The sequence below is a fragment of the Janthinobacterium sp. SUN100 genome (assembly GCF_030397705.1).
GTDB classification, from domain to species: Bacteria; Pseudomonadota; Gammaproteobacteria; order Burkholderiales; family Burkholderiaceae_D; genus Janthinobacterium; species Janthinobacterium kumbetense.
Map to the genome: position 1 here is coordinate 2,311,084 of NZ_JAPUBU010000001.1, position 14,832 is coordinate 2,325,915.

At 64.8% G+C, this 14,832-nt stretch carries 12 protein-coding genes; 5 read left to right on the forward strand and 7 right to left on the reverse strand.

The features are described from left to right. Window positions 1-29 precede the first annotated feature (29 nt). On the reverse strand, window positions 30-959 hold the full coding sequence (locus O0881_RS10190) for a DUF4123 domain-containing protein (protein ID WP_289911163.1): 930 nt from the start codon (window positions 957-959) through the stop codon (window positions 30-32). Window positions 960-972: 13 nt separating this feature from the next. Continuing rightward, window positions 973-3,831: a type VI secretion system Vgr family protein gene (locus O0881_RS10195; RefSeq protein ID WP_289911166.1), complete on the reverse strand. Its 2,859-nt coding sequence runs from the start codon at window positions 3,829-3,831 to the stop codon at window positions 973-975. Between the two features lie 207 nt (window positions 3,832-4,038). On the opposite strand from O0881_RS10195, the gene tal reads away from it, so the two are divergent. After that, window positions 4,039-4,974: a transaldolase gene (tal, locus tag O0881_RS10200; protein ID WP_289911167.1), complete on the forward strand. Its 936-nt coding sequence runs from the start codon at window positions 4,039-4,041 to the stop codon at window positions 4,972-4,974. A gap of 75 nt (window positions 4,975-5,049) precedes the next feature. Here tal and O0881_RS10205 read toward each other — a convergent pair whose 3' ends face one another. Beyond that, on the reverse strand, window positions 5,050-5,919 hold the full coding sequence (locus tag O0881_RS10205) for a hypothetical protein (RefSeq protein ID WP_289911169.1): 870 nt from the start codon (window positions 5,917-5,919) through the stop codon (window positions 5,050-5,052). 203 nt (window positions 5,920-6,122) lie between these two features. Between O0881_RS10205 and O0881_RS10210 the strand changes: the two genes are divergently transcribed. From O0881_RS10210 to O0881_RS10220, 3 genes are all read left to right on the forward strand, one after another. Continuing rightward, entirely contained in the window at window positions 6,123-7,196 is a 1,074-nt protein-coding gene (locus O0881_RS10210; protein WP_289911171.1) for a patatin-like phospholipase family protein, read from the forward strand. Between the two features lie 122 nt (window positions 7,197-7,318). Further along, the gene (locus tag O0881_RS10215; RefSeq protein ID WP_289911173.1) at window positions 7,319-9,037 is read left to right on the forward strand and encodes a methyl-accepting chemotaxis protein; all 1,719 of its coding nucleotides are present in this window, start codon (window positions 7,319-7,321) and stop codon (window positions 9,035-9,037) included. Between the two features lie 130 nt (window positions 9,038-9,167). Then, window positions 9,168-10,355, forward strand: a complete 1,188-nt coding sequence (locus O0881_RS10220) for a tetratricopeptide repeat protein (protein ID WP_289911174.1) — start codon at window positions 9,168-9,170, stop codon at window positions 10,353-10,355. Between the two features lie 18 nt (window positions 10,356-10,373). On the opposite strand, the gene hemW is transcribed toward O0881_RS10220, so the two are convergent. From hemW to rph, 3 genes are all read right to left on the reverse strand, one after another. After that, on the reverse strand, window positions 10,374-11,648 hold the full coding sequence (gene hemW / locus O0881_RS10225) for a radical SAM family heme chaperone HemW (RefSeq protein ID WP_289911175.1): 1,275 nt from the start codon (window positions 11,646-11,648) through the stop codon (window positions 10,374-10,376). Further along, window positions 11,645-12,229 (reverse strand): RdgB/HAM1 family non-canonical purine NTP pyrophosphatase, encoded by a 585-nt coding sequence (rdgB, locus tag O0881_RS10230; RefSeq protein WP_289911177.1) that lies wholly within the window; start codon window positions 12,227-12,229, stop codon window positions 11,645-11,647. The genes hemW and rdgB overlap by 4 nt, the downstream gene beginning before the upstream one ends. A gap of 138 nt (window positions 12,230-12,367) precedes the next feature. Then, on the reverse strand, window positions 12,368-13,096 hold the full coding sequence (rph, locus tag O0881_RS10235) for a ribonuclease PH (RefSeq protein WP_034787067.1): 729 nt from the start codon (window positions 13,094-13,096) through the stop codon (window positions 12,368-12,370). A gap of 302 nt (window positions 13,097-13,398) precedes the next feature. Here rph and O0881_RS10240 point away from each other — a divergent pair, with 302 nt between their 5' ends. Next, a complete protein-coding gene (locus O0881_RS10240) occupies window positions 13,399-14,289 on the forward strand; it encodes a YicC/YloC family endoribonuclease (RefSeq protein ID WP_289903925.1) in 891 nt (296 codons plus the stop codon). A 6-nt stretch (window positions 14,290-14,295) separates the two neighbouring features. On the opposite strand, the gene O0881_RS10245 is transcribed toward O0881_RS10240, so the two are convergent. Next, entirely contained in the window at window positions 14,296-14,706 is a 411-nt protein-coding gene (locus tag O0881_RS10245) for a DoxX family protein (RefSeq protein ID WP_251350732.1), read from the reverse strand. Window positions 14,707-14,832 lie beyond the last annotated feature (126 nt).

The following is a 14,832-nucleotide window of genomic DNA, read 5'->3' on the forward strand; positions in this document are numbered from 1 at the left end:
TATAAAAATAGGCAGTTGAAGGAACAAGGCTAGGCAGCCGAGCGCGCCTGCCAGAAATCGTCGGGCAGCGTGTCGAGTTCGGACAGGTAATTCGCCCCCTGGCGCGTCCGCCGCAACAGGCTGGCCATCGCAGGATGCAAGGTGAAATCATCGGCCAGCATCAAGGCCAGGGCGCTGAAATGCTGACGCTGGCCTGCCGCCTCGATGCCGCTGGCGCTTGCCACTAGTAAATGACGCGCCACGCGCGCGTGGCACTGGGCCGGGGTGCCGGAATGAAACAGGTCCGGCTGTACATCATGCAGATTGGCCAGGATGGCGTCGGCTTCGGCGATATTCACCAAGGCGGCAAAGGCGGCGTCACTGAGCGGAAATTTGTCAAACTCCGCCGGGACGGGACTGGGCTGCGCCTCGCCCTGCCAACTGATCAGGGAACCATCGCGCTGCAGCGACCACCAGCGGTAGATGGGGCTCAGCAAATGCGCATATTGGGTTTGCGTCAAGGCCGCGAGCAAGGCCGGCAATGTGCGGCTATCGGCCCAGCGCACAGGCCATTCGACGGTGTCTGGCGTGATGGCAATCAAATAGGGGCGCAGATGCTGCTCCAGCCGGTCGATATCGAGCGTGCTGGCGATGATGCTGAGCATGGGCTTGCCCGCGCACAGCGAGAACAGGCGCTGCAGCCACTCGGCCTGCCCGCTGCTTGCCTGTGGCGCCGCCATTAAATGCGGTGCAGCACTCTTGAAGTTTTGCAGCGAGGTGTGCGCATACAGCGACTGGCGCCGCAAGCGGCTCGGGTAGCGCTTGGTGAAAAACTCCTCTTCGCAGGCGCCGTCCAGCAGCGCCAGCAAGTGCAAGGGCTGGCCGCCGTTCGCCACCGCCGCTTCCTCACGCAAGGCTTGCAGTTGCTGCGCGATCTGCGCTGGAACCGCAGGGTCAGGAAGATCGATGGCAAAGTACATCAGGATTCCTTTTCTAGGCTGCCGTGGGCGCGACAAACGGGCTGCCGCTACGCAACGCCGCCAGCAGGCACGCCTTGCAGACGCTGGCAGGCAGCGCCGGCAATGGATAAGCGAGCCGTTCCGGCCCGATAAAACTCTTCTTGCCGGCATGCACCGTGATCTTGCCCGGACACTGCACGGTGATGTTGCCGCCCTCGATCGTAATGTTCGCCCCGCCCGCCGTCGACAGGCGGATGCTTTTCGCCGCCGCCCAGTCGATGTGCGCGGCGGCGCTGACGATGTTGACTTCCTCGCGCGCCTGCACGTTGAGCACGTCGGCCTGCGCCTGCAGGTCGATGGCTTGCTTGGCGGCAATCAATTGCAAGCCGATATTGTTCTCGCCCGCCTTGACGACGCCGGCCAGGGCGCCGATGGCCTGCCCGCTGTGCACGCGCAACTGGCCGCCGCCGACGAACTGGGTGTCCAGGCCGCTCATCAAGGAGGTGGTTTCGCCGTTCGCCAGCTGGATATCCTGGCCCGCCAGCACGCCCAGACCGGCGCGGGCGGCGATGGCGATGATAGCGTCGCTGCTGTGCGGCAACTTGTCATCGCCGGGGCTGGTCGGCTTGCCCGCCGCGTCGCGCTTGGCGGCGGCCGTATCGTCCTGGCTCAGCATGCCGGAAACGCTCGTCAAAAACGCCGGCAAGGGCGCCGCCTTTTCGTCGAGCACGCTGGCATTCGCCTTGGCCGGCCCCAAGTGGCTGGCATACGCGACCGTCTTGTGCGTAACGGCGGCGGCGCTGAAGGTTGCGCCCAGCTTGGCCGCCTGCTTGAGCAAGACCATGCCCGGCGCATTGTCGCCGGCCGGATCGCGCGCCTGCGCGTCGTGATTGACGAGGTAGCTGGAAATCAGGAGCCCGGCGCCGGCCCGCACGGCGCCGTAAGCGTCGGTGCGCAGCTCGGCGCCCGTGCCGCGCAGGCTGCCCCGGTAATTGTCGGCCGCATGGATCAGGTGACCAAGATTGAGTTCGCTTGCCGCATGGCTGCTCTTAAGCTGGATGCGCCCCTGCTGGTCGGTATCGTCGAACAGCAGCTGGTTATAGCCAGAGCCGGAGCCGGCGGCGCCGAATTCCTTGCTGCGGATACCCCACTGCGCCGCGCCGTTGCGGTGGCCGGCGCTGCCGCCGGCCGCGCCATGCCAGACCGGACTGTTGCCGCCGGCCACGTTGCCCTGCGCCGACGGCGCATGGTCGCGCGCCGGCTCGAATACGCTGGCATCCGCGGGCTTGTCCGTGATGCCGCCCGGCGTGGGCGCGACGCCGCCCTCGCCCTGCCCGTTGTACAGGGCGCCGACGATGATGGGGCGGTCGATATCGTTTTCCAGAAATTGCACCAGCACTTCCTGGCCGATGCGCGGCAGAAACTGGCTGCCCATGCCGCCGCCGGCCGAGCGCTGCGCCACGCGCACCCAGCACGTGGCGCCACCCTCCTGCTGCCAGTGGAAACGGATGCGCACCCGGCCCAGCTTGTCGCAATGGATCTCGCTGCCGCCGCTGGCGCTGCCGTCGGCGCCGACGACGATGGCGCTCTGGCTGCCGCGGGCCGTCGGCTTCGGATGGTGGCGCGCGTCGTTGTCGCCATGCACAGGACGCCATGGCGTCGCTGCGGCGATCATCTCGATGCAATTGGCGTAACCGCTGGCTTGCGCCTGCGCAATCGCGGCGGCAAAGTCGGCAAAGCCGTCGCCCAGCCCGGGCATGGCTTCGTCCAGCAGTTCGGGCACCGGGCCGAACAGTTCAGCCAGCGCCTGGGAGGCGGGCGCCGGCAGGTTGTTGATGCCGATGCTGGCCACCCGGAGCACGACATAGTCGGACGCGGCGCCATCGGCCTGCGGCAACGGTCCCTGCGTCAGGGTAAACCGCGTGCCGGCGCGCAAGGTGCGTACCGTCGAGCGCGCCTGCCACAGCTGGGCGCGCGCTTCGCGGGCCTGCATCTGCAACGCGGCATAGTGCTGTGCCTGCGCGCCATTCGCATACCAGTACTGGCCCGGCGTATCGTAGCTTTCCAGCACCGGCGCATGCTGGCCGCCGATGGCCATATTCGTCGGCACGCTGGCGGCGACCGCCTTCTTGGCCTTGTAGTCGTAGCTCAGCACGCTGCTCAGCCCGACGTGCAGGCTGCGCCGCGCGCACAGCGCCTGCACGCTGTCGCTCGCTTCGCCGGCCCTGGCGCCATGAAAGCGCAAGCCGCCGCCCTGCGCGCTGCTGGCATCCTCGGGCGTGGCGCAGGGCTGGCTGCTGTCGGCGAACAAAATCAGTGTGTGCGCGTCGAAGCGCCAGGCGATGCCCTCCTCCGTCAGCAGCCGGCGCACGAAATCGAAGTCCGATTCCCGGTACTGGCAGCAATAGCTGCGCTCTCCCGCCTGCTGCATGCACTGCGCCACCTCATCGCTCCATTGCCACAGGGCATGCGGCGCATAGGCTTGCAATACCTCGTCGACGATGGCCGTCACGCTCCGATCTTGCCATACGCGGCTGTTACGCACTTGCGTCAGCAGCCACAGCCAGGGCGTGATGCGCAGCCGGTAGCGCGCCAGGCCGCCATTGCTGCCCAGCATGGCCGCTGCGCTGAGATAGCCGGAAAACTGCGTGCGCGTGCCGTCGGCCAGGCTGATTTGCAGGCTGGCCGGCTGGCCCAGCAGGGAGGCCAGCGCAACGTCGGCATTCGTGGACAAGGCGATAATCTCGCGCGCGCCAAGCTCCTGCAGCCGGTCATCGGCGGCAAAGGCTTCGACCAGCAAACCGCTGTCCTGGCCATCGTCGCCGATGGCCAATGCATACAGGCGCGTCGCGCCATTGAAGGCGGCTACCGCGCTAACGATATCTTGTGTCAAAGGATGCTCTTCATCTGGAAAGTGGCATCGCACATTACTTGTCAAAACAATGTGCAAAATAAACAAGTCCAGGCAATTATGCGCGAGTTCTTAAAAAAGCAAGATTCAATTGAACAAGGAGTGCGCGGGCAAGACAATAGTCGCTGCTTCGGGCAAGGGATTCGGTACAATACCCCGGCAAGCCCATTCACTCTTTCCCGTGCAGCCATGAACCAACTCGAACAACTGAAGCAATTTACTACCGTGGTGGCCGACACCGGCGACTTCCAATCGATCCAGGCTTACACGCCGCGCGATGCGACGACGAATCCGTCGCTGATCCTGAAGGCCGTGCAAAAGGATGAATACAAGCCGCTGCTGGAAAAGGCCGTGCGCGACCATCCGAATGCCTCCACCGCGGAAATCATCGACCGCCTGCTGATCGCCTTTGGCGTGGAAATCCTGCAAACCATCCCCGGCCGCGTCTCCACCGAAGTCGATGCCCGCCTGTCGTTCGACACAGAAGGCACGGTGGCCAAGGGCCGCGACCTGATCGCCCTGTATTCGAACGCGGGGATTGCCCGCGAACGCGTGCTGATCAAGATTGCCTCCACCTGGGAAGGCATCCGCGCCGCCGCCATCCTGGAAAAAGAAGGCATCCGCTGCAACATGACCCTGCTGTTCTCGCTGGCCCAGGCCATCGCCTGCGCCGAAGCGGGCGCGCAGCTCATTTCGCCGTTCGTCGGCCGCATCTACGACTGGTACAAGAAATCGACGGGCATCGACTATATGGGCGCGGAAGACCCGGGCGTGCAGTCGGTCCGCCGCATCTACAATTACTACCGCAAGTTCGGCTACAAGACCGAGGTGATGGGCGCGAGCTTCCGCAACACCTCGCAAATCCTCGAACTGGCCGGCTGCGACCTGCTCACCATCAGCCCCGACCTGCTGCAAAAGCTGGCCGACAGCGATGCGCCGGTGGAGCGCAAGCTGAGCGCCGAAGCGGCGCCATCGACCAACATCGTGCAAATGTCGCTGAACGAAGAAGCCTTCCGCTTCATGATGAATGAAGACGCGATGGCGACAGAAAAACTGGCAGAAGGCATCCGCGCCTTCTGTGTCGACTCCGGCAAGCTGAAACAGATGATTTCGGCACTGCGCTAATCGCGATAATTACGACGGACGAAAAAAAAGCGGCGCCGTGCAGTGCACGAACGCCGCTTTTTCATGCCCGCGCGATCAGGAGCAGCGGAATGTCGCCATGCCCTGGTAATTGGCGCCATTCGCCAACTGCGCCTTGTAAGCGGCAATCAGCAGATAACGGCCAGCGCCGCCGTCACCCAGCATCAGCTGCGCTCCCGTACCACTCGACAGATAGTTGCCGGTGATGCTGCTGGACGCCGCCGAGCCCATGCTGGTGGAAGCCGTTACTTTGCCCCTGCTGCCGCCGGCGCTGGCGTCGATGGACAGCACCACCTTGGCACCGGAGGCATCGAACGAGACGCTGGCCGTGCCGCTGGCCGTGCCGAAGTAAGCGCTCGACGAGACGCTGTTGCCGCCCGTATAGCTCGGCGCCGTGAACGCGCCCGCATCGCAGGTCAACGTGCCGGTCGCTGGCAGTGCGGCGAGCACGTTATAGGCGACGTAATGTGCGCTGGCATTGTTGCCGGTCAAGGTCGTGGCACCGGAACTATAGCTGAACGCGCCCTTGAACCAGCGGCCCTGCGCGAAGGCGGCGTCACCGCTGATTTCACGCGTCACGGACGGGTTGCCCGTCAGGAAAATGCCGCCGATAGTGCTCAAGGCACCGGAGGCATCCTGTACCACCAGGCTGGCCTTGCCACTACTCTGCAAGCCGATCGACGTAAAGATGAAACGGCTGTTGTCGCCATTGACGAAACGGGCGCTGACGGTGCCCGTGTTTTCGCCAGTGGCCGTCGGCGTGACAGGTACCACTGGCGGCGCAACAGGCACCACTGGCGGGGCAACAGGCGTCGCGGGTGGATTCACGGCGACTACCGGGTCAGTTGGGGAGGACGAGCCGCCACCGCCACAGGCAACGAGAGAGCCGGCGATCAGGGTCAAAACAAAAGCGTGATTCAGTTGCATACGATTCCGATAAAAAAGCAAGACATAAGGAATCCTTGGCACATGCCAAAAATTCAACGTCCAATATTATGCAACATTTCTCAAGAGAATGGTTGCCTTAAAGAAATTTATTAATACTAACAATGTGACTATAACGAGCGCGACTGTGTCGTGACGCCACGCTGGCGGTAAAATAGCTGGCCATACGCCGTCAACAACTACGCATGCAATCACCGATCACCATCCGCCTGGGCCGCCGCGCCCGTGCCCGCATCGCCGACAACGGCTTGCGCGCGCTTGACGTCGCCATCGTCCCTGCCGCCGCGGGCGGACCGAAAGGCTTGATCCTGCACCAGTTCGATTGCTGGCTGTTCGGCGACTTCCTGGCGCAAGCGCCGCGCCCGCGCCACTTCGTCGGCGCCTCGATCGGCGCCTGGCGCATGGCCGCCGCCGTATTTCCCGACCCGGTGGCAGCGCAGCGCCGCCTGGTGCGCGAATACGTGGGCCAGCGCTACCCCGACAAACCCGATGCGGCGCACGTCAGCCGCACCTGCCGCGCCCTGCTCGACGCCGTCCTCGATGGCCAGGATGCGCAGCTGCTGCAGCACGCGCGGCACAGCCTGTCCGTGCTGGCCGTGCGCGGCATCGGCGCGCTGGCGCAGCCGGGCAAATGGCGCGACCGGCGCGGCTTCCTGCTGGCAGCCGCCGGCAACGCCGTGGCACGCACGCGCCTGGCCGCCTCGCTCGAGCGCGCGGTGTTCCATGCGGGGCCGGACGGCGCCAGCTGGCTGCGCTCGCGCTTCGACGCCTTTCAATCCCATTTCGTGCCGCTGGCGCAAGACAACCTGCGCGACGCGCTGCTGGCCTCCGGCTCCATCCCGCTGGTGCTCGACGCGGTCACGGACATCGCCGGCGCGCCGCCGGGGCGCTACTGGGATGGCGGCCTGGTCGACTACCATCTGCACCTGCCCTACCAGCGCGAACCGGACCTGGTGCTGTACCCGCATTTTGCCGACCATATCGTGCCGGGCTGGCTGGACAAGGCCATGCCCTGGCGCCGCGCGCGCAGCGGCGATAGCGCGCTCGACAACATGATCCTCGTCTCGCCCTCGCCCGCCTTCGTGGCCAGCCTGCCCAATGGCAAGCTGCCGGACCGGCGCGACTTCGCCCATTACGGGCAAGATCATGCGGCGCGCATGCGCGACTGGCGCCGCGCCATCGCGGAAAGCGAGCGCATGGCGGCCGCCTTCGCCCGCTGGGCCGAGCAGCCGGACCTGCGCCAGGCGCTCGATCTGTAGCACGGGCGAGACTGCAACAGGCGCCAAAACAAGCGCGCTTTTCCCTCGCCTATTGGTCACTTATCAGTGCATACTATGTCGCACAGGCAACCTTCAATCCCTCTGCGACAGGAGTTCCGACCATGCACGCCCTCTCCCACCTTCGTATCGGCACGCGCCTGGCTGCAGGCTTCGCGCTGGTGCTGCTGCTGTCCGTGATCTCCACCTCGTACGCGCTGTACAGCGCCCACGTGAATGCCGAAGCGACGCGGCAAATGATGGAAAAGCCGCTGGCCAAGGAACGCCTCGTATCGGACTGGTACGTGCTGATTTACTCGGCCATCGCGCGCACCTCGATGATCGCCAGGAGCACCGATGAAACGCTGTCGAACGTGTTTGCCGACACCATCGCCGACAGCACGAAACAGGGCAGCGAACTGCTGAAGAAAATCGAGGCGCTGCTCGACAGCGATGCAGAAAAAGCCATCTTCAAGTCGTCCATCGCCGAGCGCGTCAAATACCAGGATGCCAAGACCCTGGTCATGAATGCGCGCAAGGCGGGCAATGCGGCGCAGGCGGAAAGCACCTACCGCGACAGCTTTGCGCCGGCCGCCACCAATTACCAGAACAACGTCAAGGCCCTGCTGGCGCAGCAGCGCCAGGCCATCGACGCCACGGCGCAAGCCATCGAGGCGGCCAACGAACGCAGCTTCACCCTGCTGCTGACCTTGTGCGCGCTGGTGGTGGCCCTGGGCAGCGTCTGCGCCTGGCTGATCACGCGCTCGATCACGCAACCGTTGAAGGCCGCCGTGAAGGTGGCCGAAACGGTGGCCGACGGCGACTTGCGCACGCATTTCGGCACGCCTGCCAGCGATGAAATCGGCGACCTGATGCGCGCGCTGCACGGCATGAACGAGGCGCTGCGCAAGGTGGTGTCGGAAGTGCAGACGGGCACCAATGCGATTGCCACGGCGTCGGGCGAAATCGCCGCCGGCAACCAGGATTTGTCGGCGCGCACGGAACAGCAGGCCAGTTCGCTGGAAGAGACGGCGTCGTCGATGGAAGAACTGACCAGCACCGTGAAGCAGAATGCTGACAATGCGCGCCAGGCCAACCAGATGGCGGTGGCCGCTTCCGGCGTGGCAGAACGGGGCGGCAGCATCGTCAGCCAGGTGGTCGACACCATGGGCGCCATCGACACGGCATCGACGAAAATCGTCGATATCATCGGCGTCATCGACGGCATCGCCTTCCAGACGAATATCCTGGCCTTGAACGCGGCCGTCGAAGCGGCCCGGGCCGGTGAACAGGGACGCGGCTTTGCCGTCGTCGCCACGGAAGTACGCAGCCTGGCGCAGCGCTCGGCGGCGGCGGCGCGCGAAATCAAGACCCTGATCGGCGACTCCGTGGAGCAGGTCAACAACGGCACGCGGCTGGTGCAGCAGGCCGGCAACACCATGGGCGAAGTGGTCGACAGCGTGCGCAGGGTCACCGACATCATGGCCGAGATCACTGCCGCCAGCGCCGAGCAAAGCATGGGCATCGACCAGGTCAACCAGGCCATCGCGCAGATGGACCAGGTGACGCAGCAAAATGCGGCCCTGGTGGAGGAAGCGGCGGCCGCCGCCGAAAGCATGCAGGACCAGGCGGCGCGCCTGGCGCAAGTGGCGGCCGGCTTCCAGCTCGAACACATGGCCGCGGCGACGCCGGTACGCGCCGCGCGGCCAGCTGCCGCCCAGCTGGCCAAGCCGGCGGCCAGAAGCACACCCGCCAGGCAGCCAGGCAGCGCGGCCAGGAGCGCGCCTCCTACACGCAAGCCCCAGGCGCAGGTGGCGGGCGAGCAGGATTGGGAAGAGTTTTAAGGCTGACGGCGGCGCCAGTTGAAAGGGTTTGACAGCGCCCTGGCGCGCGAGGATACTTGTTTCAGGTGGCATGGCGCACCACCGGCAGCAATACGTGTTGCGCCTGACATCGTTCTGCGGGAGCACGAACATGAAATGTATCCGCCGCGTCAGCGCACAGCTGCGCCTGGGCTTCCTGTCCCCCTTGCTGCTATGTGCAGCCATTGCCGGCTGCGCCACGACACCCGCCACCCCGCCTCCGCCCGACCTGTTCAACGATGCCAGCTTTGCCGCACCCGCCGTGCCGGTCGACCCGCAACAGGCGTTCGCCATGAGCGAGGCCATGCGGTACTACCTGCGTGTCGATGTCGCGCGCGAGGCACGCAACAAGAATCCCCGCCGCGCGCTGGCCGAGGCCCTGCGCAACAGGTCCGGGCTGCAGCTGGAATACGATGCCGCCATGACGCGCACGGCGGCCCAGGCGTTCGACGCGCGCAGCGGCAATTGCCTGTCGCTGGTGCTGATGACGGCCGCGCTGGCCAAGGAAATGGGGCTCGATGTGCACTACCAGCTGGTCCTGGGAGAGGAAAGCTGGAGCCGCAGCGGCGGCATGTATTTCGTTGCCGGCCACGTCAATCTCGCGCTGGAACGCCGTGCCGTCAGCAATACCGTCGGCTACGACGCCGATGCCATCCTGCTCATCGACTTTCTGCCTGGCGAAGACCTCGCCGGCCAGCGCACGCAGCAAATCAGCGAGGCGACCATCCTGGCCATGTATCTCAACAATCGCGCCGCCGAAACCATGGCCAGCGGCGAGCTCGATCAAGCCTACTGGTATGCGCGCGCTGCCATCCTGCAAGACCCCACGTTTGCGGGCGCCTTCAATACGCTGGGCATCATCCAGCTGCGCCACGGCGACACCGAACCGGCGCGGCGCACGCTCGCTTACGCACTGGAACGCTCGCCATCGAACACCGTGCTGCTGTCCAACCTGGCGCAGGCACTCGACGGCCTGGGACGCGCGGGCGAAGCGCAGCTGCTGCGGCGCAAATTGCTGGCCCTGCAGCCAGAGCCGCCCTTCCACTTTTTCAACCTGGGCCAGCGCGCCATGGAGGCCGCCGACTACCAGGAAGCGGCACGCCTGTTCAAGCGCGAAATCGCGCGCGACCCCTACTACCATGAATTCCATTTCTGGCTGGCGCAGGCGTATGCGCGCATGGGCCAGCTGGCGCAGGCCGGACGCCAGCTGGAACTGGCGATGGACAACAGCACCACGCGCGGCGAGCACGGGCTGTACGCGGCCAAGCTGCAGCGCCTGCGCGCCGCCGGCGCGCATTAGCAGGCGCCATTAAGGCAGTCAGTCTTCCAGGAACATCTGCTGCAGGTCGTTCAGGAAGGACAATCCCAGCGCCGTCGGGCGGATGATCTGGTGGTCGCGGTACAGCAAGCCTTTGGCTTCGGCCGCGTTCAGCGGCTGCTCGATGGCGTTGAGGGCCAGGCCCGTGCGCTCGGCGAACAGGTTCGGCGAAAATCCCTGCGTCAGGCGCAGGGTATTGAGCATGAATTCAAAACCCATTTCCTCGCGCGCCAGTTCGCGCTCTTCCTGCACCGGGTTACCGGCGATGACCGCGTCCATGTAGGCGCGCGGCTGCTTGTAGCGGGCCTGGCGCAGCACGCGGTGCGGAAACGAAATCTTCGAGTGGGCGCCTGCGCCGATGCCCAGGTAGTCGCCGAATTCCCAGTAATTGCGGTTGTGCTTTGCCTGGCGGCCCGGCTGTGCATAGGCCGACACTTCGTAGCGGCCATAGCCCGCCTGGGCCGCGCGCGCGGCCACCATGTCGGCGATGTCGGCACTCTCGTCGTCGTCCGGCAGCACGGGCGGATACTTGGCGAACAGCGTGTTCGGCTCCAAAGTCAGGTGGTACAGCGACAGGTGCGGCGGCGCGAACGACAGCGCCGTTTCCAGGTCCTGCTGCGCCTCGGCCAGGGTTTGCGTGGGCAGCGCATACATCAGGTCGAGATTGAAATTGTCGAAGTTCGCGTGCGCGATCTCCACCGCGCGGCGTGCTTCGTTGTCGTCATGGATGCGGCCCAGCGCCTGCAGGTGGCGGCCGTTGAAACTCTGGATGCCGATCGACAGGCGGTTGATGCCGCTGGCCCGGTAGGACTTGAATTTTTCCGCTTCGAAGGTGCCAGGATTGGCTTCCATGGTGATTTCGCAATCGGGTTCCAGGGGCAGCAAGGTGCGCACGTCCGACATCAGCCGGTCCAGGCCCGCCGCCGACATCAGGCTGGGCGTGCCGCCGCCGATGAAGATGGTGTGGATCTTGCGGCCCCAGATCAGCGGCAGCGCCATTTCCAGGTCCAGGCGCAGGGCCGCCAGGTATTCGGCTTCCGGCAAGTCGCCGCGCACCTCGTGCGAATTGAAATCGCAATACGGGCATTTCTTCACGCACCACGGGAAATGGATGTACAGCGACAGCGGCGGCAGGGCCGTCAGGTTCAGCGCGCCCGGCTGCAGGTATTTCAGGGCCGCCCCGGCCGCGCCGGAAATGCCGTCCTGCGGCGCAGGAGCGGTATTAGGCTTGGCTGCCGACTTGGCAACGGCGCCCACCAGTTTGATCGGGATCATCGCAGCTTTTCCACCAGCGCGCGCAGGGCCTGGCCACGGTGCGACAGCGCGTTCTTTTCATCGGACGTCAGTTCGGCCGCGCACTTGCCCAGCGCGGGAATGAAGAAGTGCGGATCGTAGCCGAAGCCGCCGTTGCCGCGCGGCGCGGCAATCATCTCGCCATTCCAGCGGCCGTCGGCGATCACCGGCTGCGGGTCGTCCGCATGGCGCACGTACACCAGCACGCAATAGTAGTACGCGGACTTGTCGGCATGCGCCTCGATGTCGGCGATCAGCTTGGCGCTGTTGGCGGCATCCGATTTCGGCTCGCCGGCATAGCGGGCCGAATACACGCCGGGCGCGCCACCGAGCGCATTGACGCACACGCCGGAATCGTCGGCCAGCGCCGGCAAGCCCGTCAGGCGCGACGCGTGGCGCGCCTTTTGCAGGGCGTTTTCAACGAAGGTGTGGAATGGTTCGTCGCTTTCCGGCACGGCGTACTCGCCCTGGGCGTGGACGGAAAAACCGATGGTCGAGAGCAGCTCGTTGAATTCCTTGAGCTTGCCGGCGTTGTTGGAGGCGAGGATGAGGCGTTGGGTCATGTCAGTAGTCCGGTTGAAGTGCCGACATTGTAAACCTTTTGCGTCCCCCTCACCTCGCCCCGAAGCTGTCGCAAGAAGCGGCAGCTGTGGGCTTTTTGCCCGGTGCGGCGGGCCAGCGGATGTAAATCTGTGTAAAGATCAGATCCCCAATGCCTGCTTCTGCAGGGCGATCAGGTCGGCGATGCCGCCCTGCGCCAGGTCCAGCAGGCGGTTCATGCCGGCGCGGTCAAAAGCGGCGCCTTCGGCCGTGCCCTGCACTTCGATGAAGTGGCCCGCTTCCGTCATCACCACGTTCATGTCCGTGTCGCAGCCCGAGTCTTCCACGTAGTCCAGGTCCAGCACCGGCATGCCCTGGTAGACGCCCACCGAGATGGCGGCGACAAAGCTTTTCACGGGAATGGCGGCGATCGCGCCGCGCGCCTGCAGCTGGGAAAACGCGTCATACGCGGCCACCATGGCGCCCGTGATCGACGCCGTGCGCGTGCCGCCATCGGCCTGGATGACGTCGCAATCGAGGTGCAGCGTGCGTTCGCCGAACGCCTGCAAATCAAAGGCGGCGCGCAGCGAGCGGCCGATCAGGCGCTGGATTTCCTGCGTGCGGCCGGACTGCTTGCCGCGCGCCGCCTCGCGGTCCATGCGCGTGTGCGTCGAGCGGGGCAGCATGCCGTATTCGGCCGTCAACCAGCCCTGACCCTTGCCTTTCAGGAAACCCGGCACCTTGTCTTCGATGCTGGCGGTGCAGATGACCTTGGTGTCGCCGCACTCGATCAGCACCGAGCCTTCGGCATGCTTGGTGTACTGGCGGGTGATGCGGATGGCGCGCAGCGCGTCGACGGCGCGGCCGCTCGGGCGGGATTCAAATGTCATGGGGTGTCCTGTGTGATTGGGGTTGCGGCAGCGATTTTACCACCGCGCGCCCGTCTATTTGCAGTCATGCAACAGCGCAAGACGCAATGGCAGGCGGCGCACACATGATCCCTACAATCCTGCCCCACCAAACACAATTTTCTTTACAATGCCGTAAAACGCACACTATTCAGCAATTTTCAGGCCATCAGACCATGCGGTTCTGTTTTTGCGGCGCGGGCGGTATTGCCTGCGCTGGCTGATTAAGTGTATAAGTGACTGTATACAAGACCAAATCGGGGAATCCTTTGAGCATTTCAAGCATGACAGGCTACGCGGTTGCCACCAGCGAAGGTGCTGCAGGCACACTGACAATTGAAATCAAGAGCGTCAACTCACGCTTTCTCGACCTGCAATTCCGGATCAACGACGATCTGCGGGCCCTGGAGCCTGACTTGCGCGCCGCCGTCATGTCCGCCATCACGCGCGGCAAAGTCGAGGTACGCCTGAGCTTTGGCCGCAAGGCCGCCACAAACGGCACGCAGGCGCTGAACCTGCCCCTGCTGACCGAACTGGCGCGCCTGCAAAACGAAGTGGGCCAGCATTTTGTCTCCGCCCCCGTCATGACGGTGGCCGAACTGCTGCGCTGGCCTGGCGTCATCGAAGAAGCGCAAGTGGGACAGGAATCCCTACAGGCGGACGTGGGCGCGCTGACCAAACGCACCGTGGCCGCCTTCGTCGACAGCCGCAAGCGCGAAGGCGCCGCGCTCGAAGCGGTGCTGGTGTCGCGCATCGAAGCGATGGAAGCCATCGTCAAGCGCATCACGCCCCTGATTCCGCAAGTGGTGGCGGCCTTCCAGCAAAAAGCCATCGAGCGCATGCAGGACGCGCTGGGCCTGGCCAGCCAGGGCTCGAATTCGGCCCTGTCGCGCCAGGACGCCATGGAACGCATCCGCCAGGAAGTCATCCTGTACGGCATCCGCATCGACGTGTCGGAAGAACTGGCGCGCCTGTCGGCCCACCTGGGCGAAACGCGCCACATCCTCACCAAGGGCGGGCAAGTGGGCAAGCGCCTCGACTTCATGATGCAGGAACTGAACCGCGAAGCCAACACGCTGGGCGCCAAGGCGTCCGTCAAGGAACTGGCCGACGCCTCGATGGACTTGAAGCTGCTGATCGAGCAGATGCGCGAACAGGTGCAGAACCTGGAATAAACCCCGTCAGGCCAGGCGCGCTCCAGCGCGCCCCTGGTCGCTGGCGGCGATGACGACGCAGGCGACAAACAGCACGATGCTGTATTCCACGCCGCCGGCGCCATGCTCGCCCACGAACCAGCCCTTGGCCGCATGCACGATGGCAATGCCGCCGATGCAGATCACCATCAGCCCGGCCGCCGCCCAGCGCGTGTATTTGCCGACGATGAGCAAACTGCCGCAAACGATCTCGACGACGGTAATCGCCCACACCACGGCCAGGCCGTAAATAAACCCCTTGTCTTCCAGGAAACCGGCAAAGCGGGGAATGGTGCCATTGGCGATGCGCGTGATGGCGTGCGCCATGAACATCACGGCGATGGCCACGCGCAGCAACAACATGGCCTGGGCGGAACTGAGAAACGGGAAATTCTTCATGCGCGCATCCTGTCGGTAGAATAGTTATTGAGAAAAAACCATCCAAATTAGATAACTATTTCCTCAGGATAACAAGCAAAATATGCACAAGCGGGGCGGCGAGGCGCATCGCGGGGCTGGCTCGCC

Coding starts and splice junctions, on each gene's coding strand:
- O0881_RS10190 (WP_289911163.1), bottom strand. CDS start 959: ATGTACTTTGCCATCGATCTTCCTGACCCTGCGGTTCCAGCGCAGATC.
- tal (WP_289911167.1), top strand. CDS start 4,039: ATGAACCAACTCGAACAACTGAAGCAATTTACTACCGTGGTGGCCGAC.
- O0881_RS10205 (WP_289911169.1), bottom strand. CDS start 5,919: ATGCAACTGAATCACGCTTTTGTTTTGACCCTGATCGCCGGCTCTCTC.
- O0881_RS10210 (WP_289911171.1), top strand. CDS start 6,123: ATGCAATCACCGATCACCATCCGCCTGGGCCGCCGCGCCCGTGCCCGC.
- O0881_RS10215 (WP_289911173.1), top strand. CDS start 7,319: ATGCACGCCCTCTCCCACCTTCGTATCGGCACGCGCCTGGCTGCAGGC.
- O0881_RS10220 (WP_289911174.1), top strand. CDS start 9,168: ATGAAATGTATCCGCCGCGTCAGCGCACAGCTGCGCCTGGGCTTCCTG.
- hemW (WP_289911175.1), bottom strand. CDS start 11,648: ATGATCCCGATCAAACTGGTGGGCGCCGTTGCCAAGTCGGCAGCCAAG.
- rdgB (WP_289911177.1), bottom strand. CDS start 12,229: ATGACCCAACGCCTCATCCTCGCCTCCAACAACGCCGGCAAGCTCAAG.
- rph (WP_034787067.1), bottom strand. CDS start 13,096: ATGACATTTGAATCCCGCCCGAGCGGCCGCGCCGTCGACGCGCTGCGC.
- O0881_RS10240 (WP_289903925.1), top strand. CDS start 13,399: ATGACAGGCTACGCGGTTGCCACCAGCGAAGGTGCTGCAGGCACACTG.
- O0881_RS10245 (WP_251350732.1), bottom strand. CDS start 14,706: ATGAAGAATTTCCCGTTTCTCAGTTCCGCCCAGGCCATGTTGTTGCTG.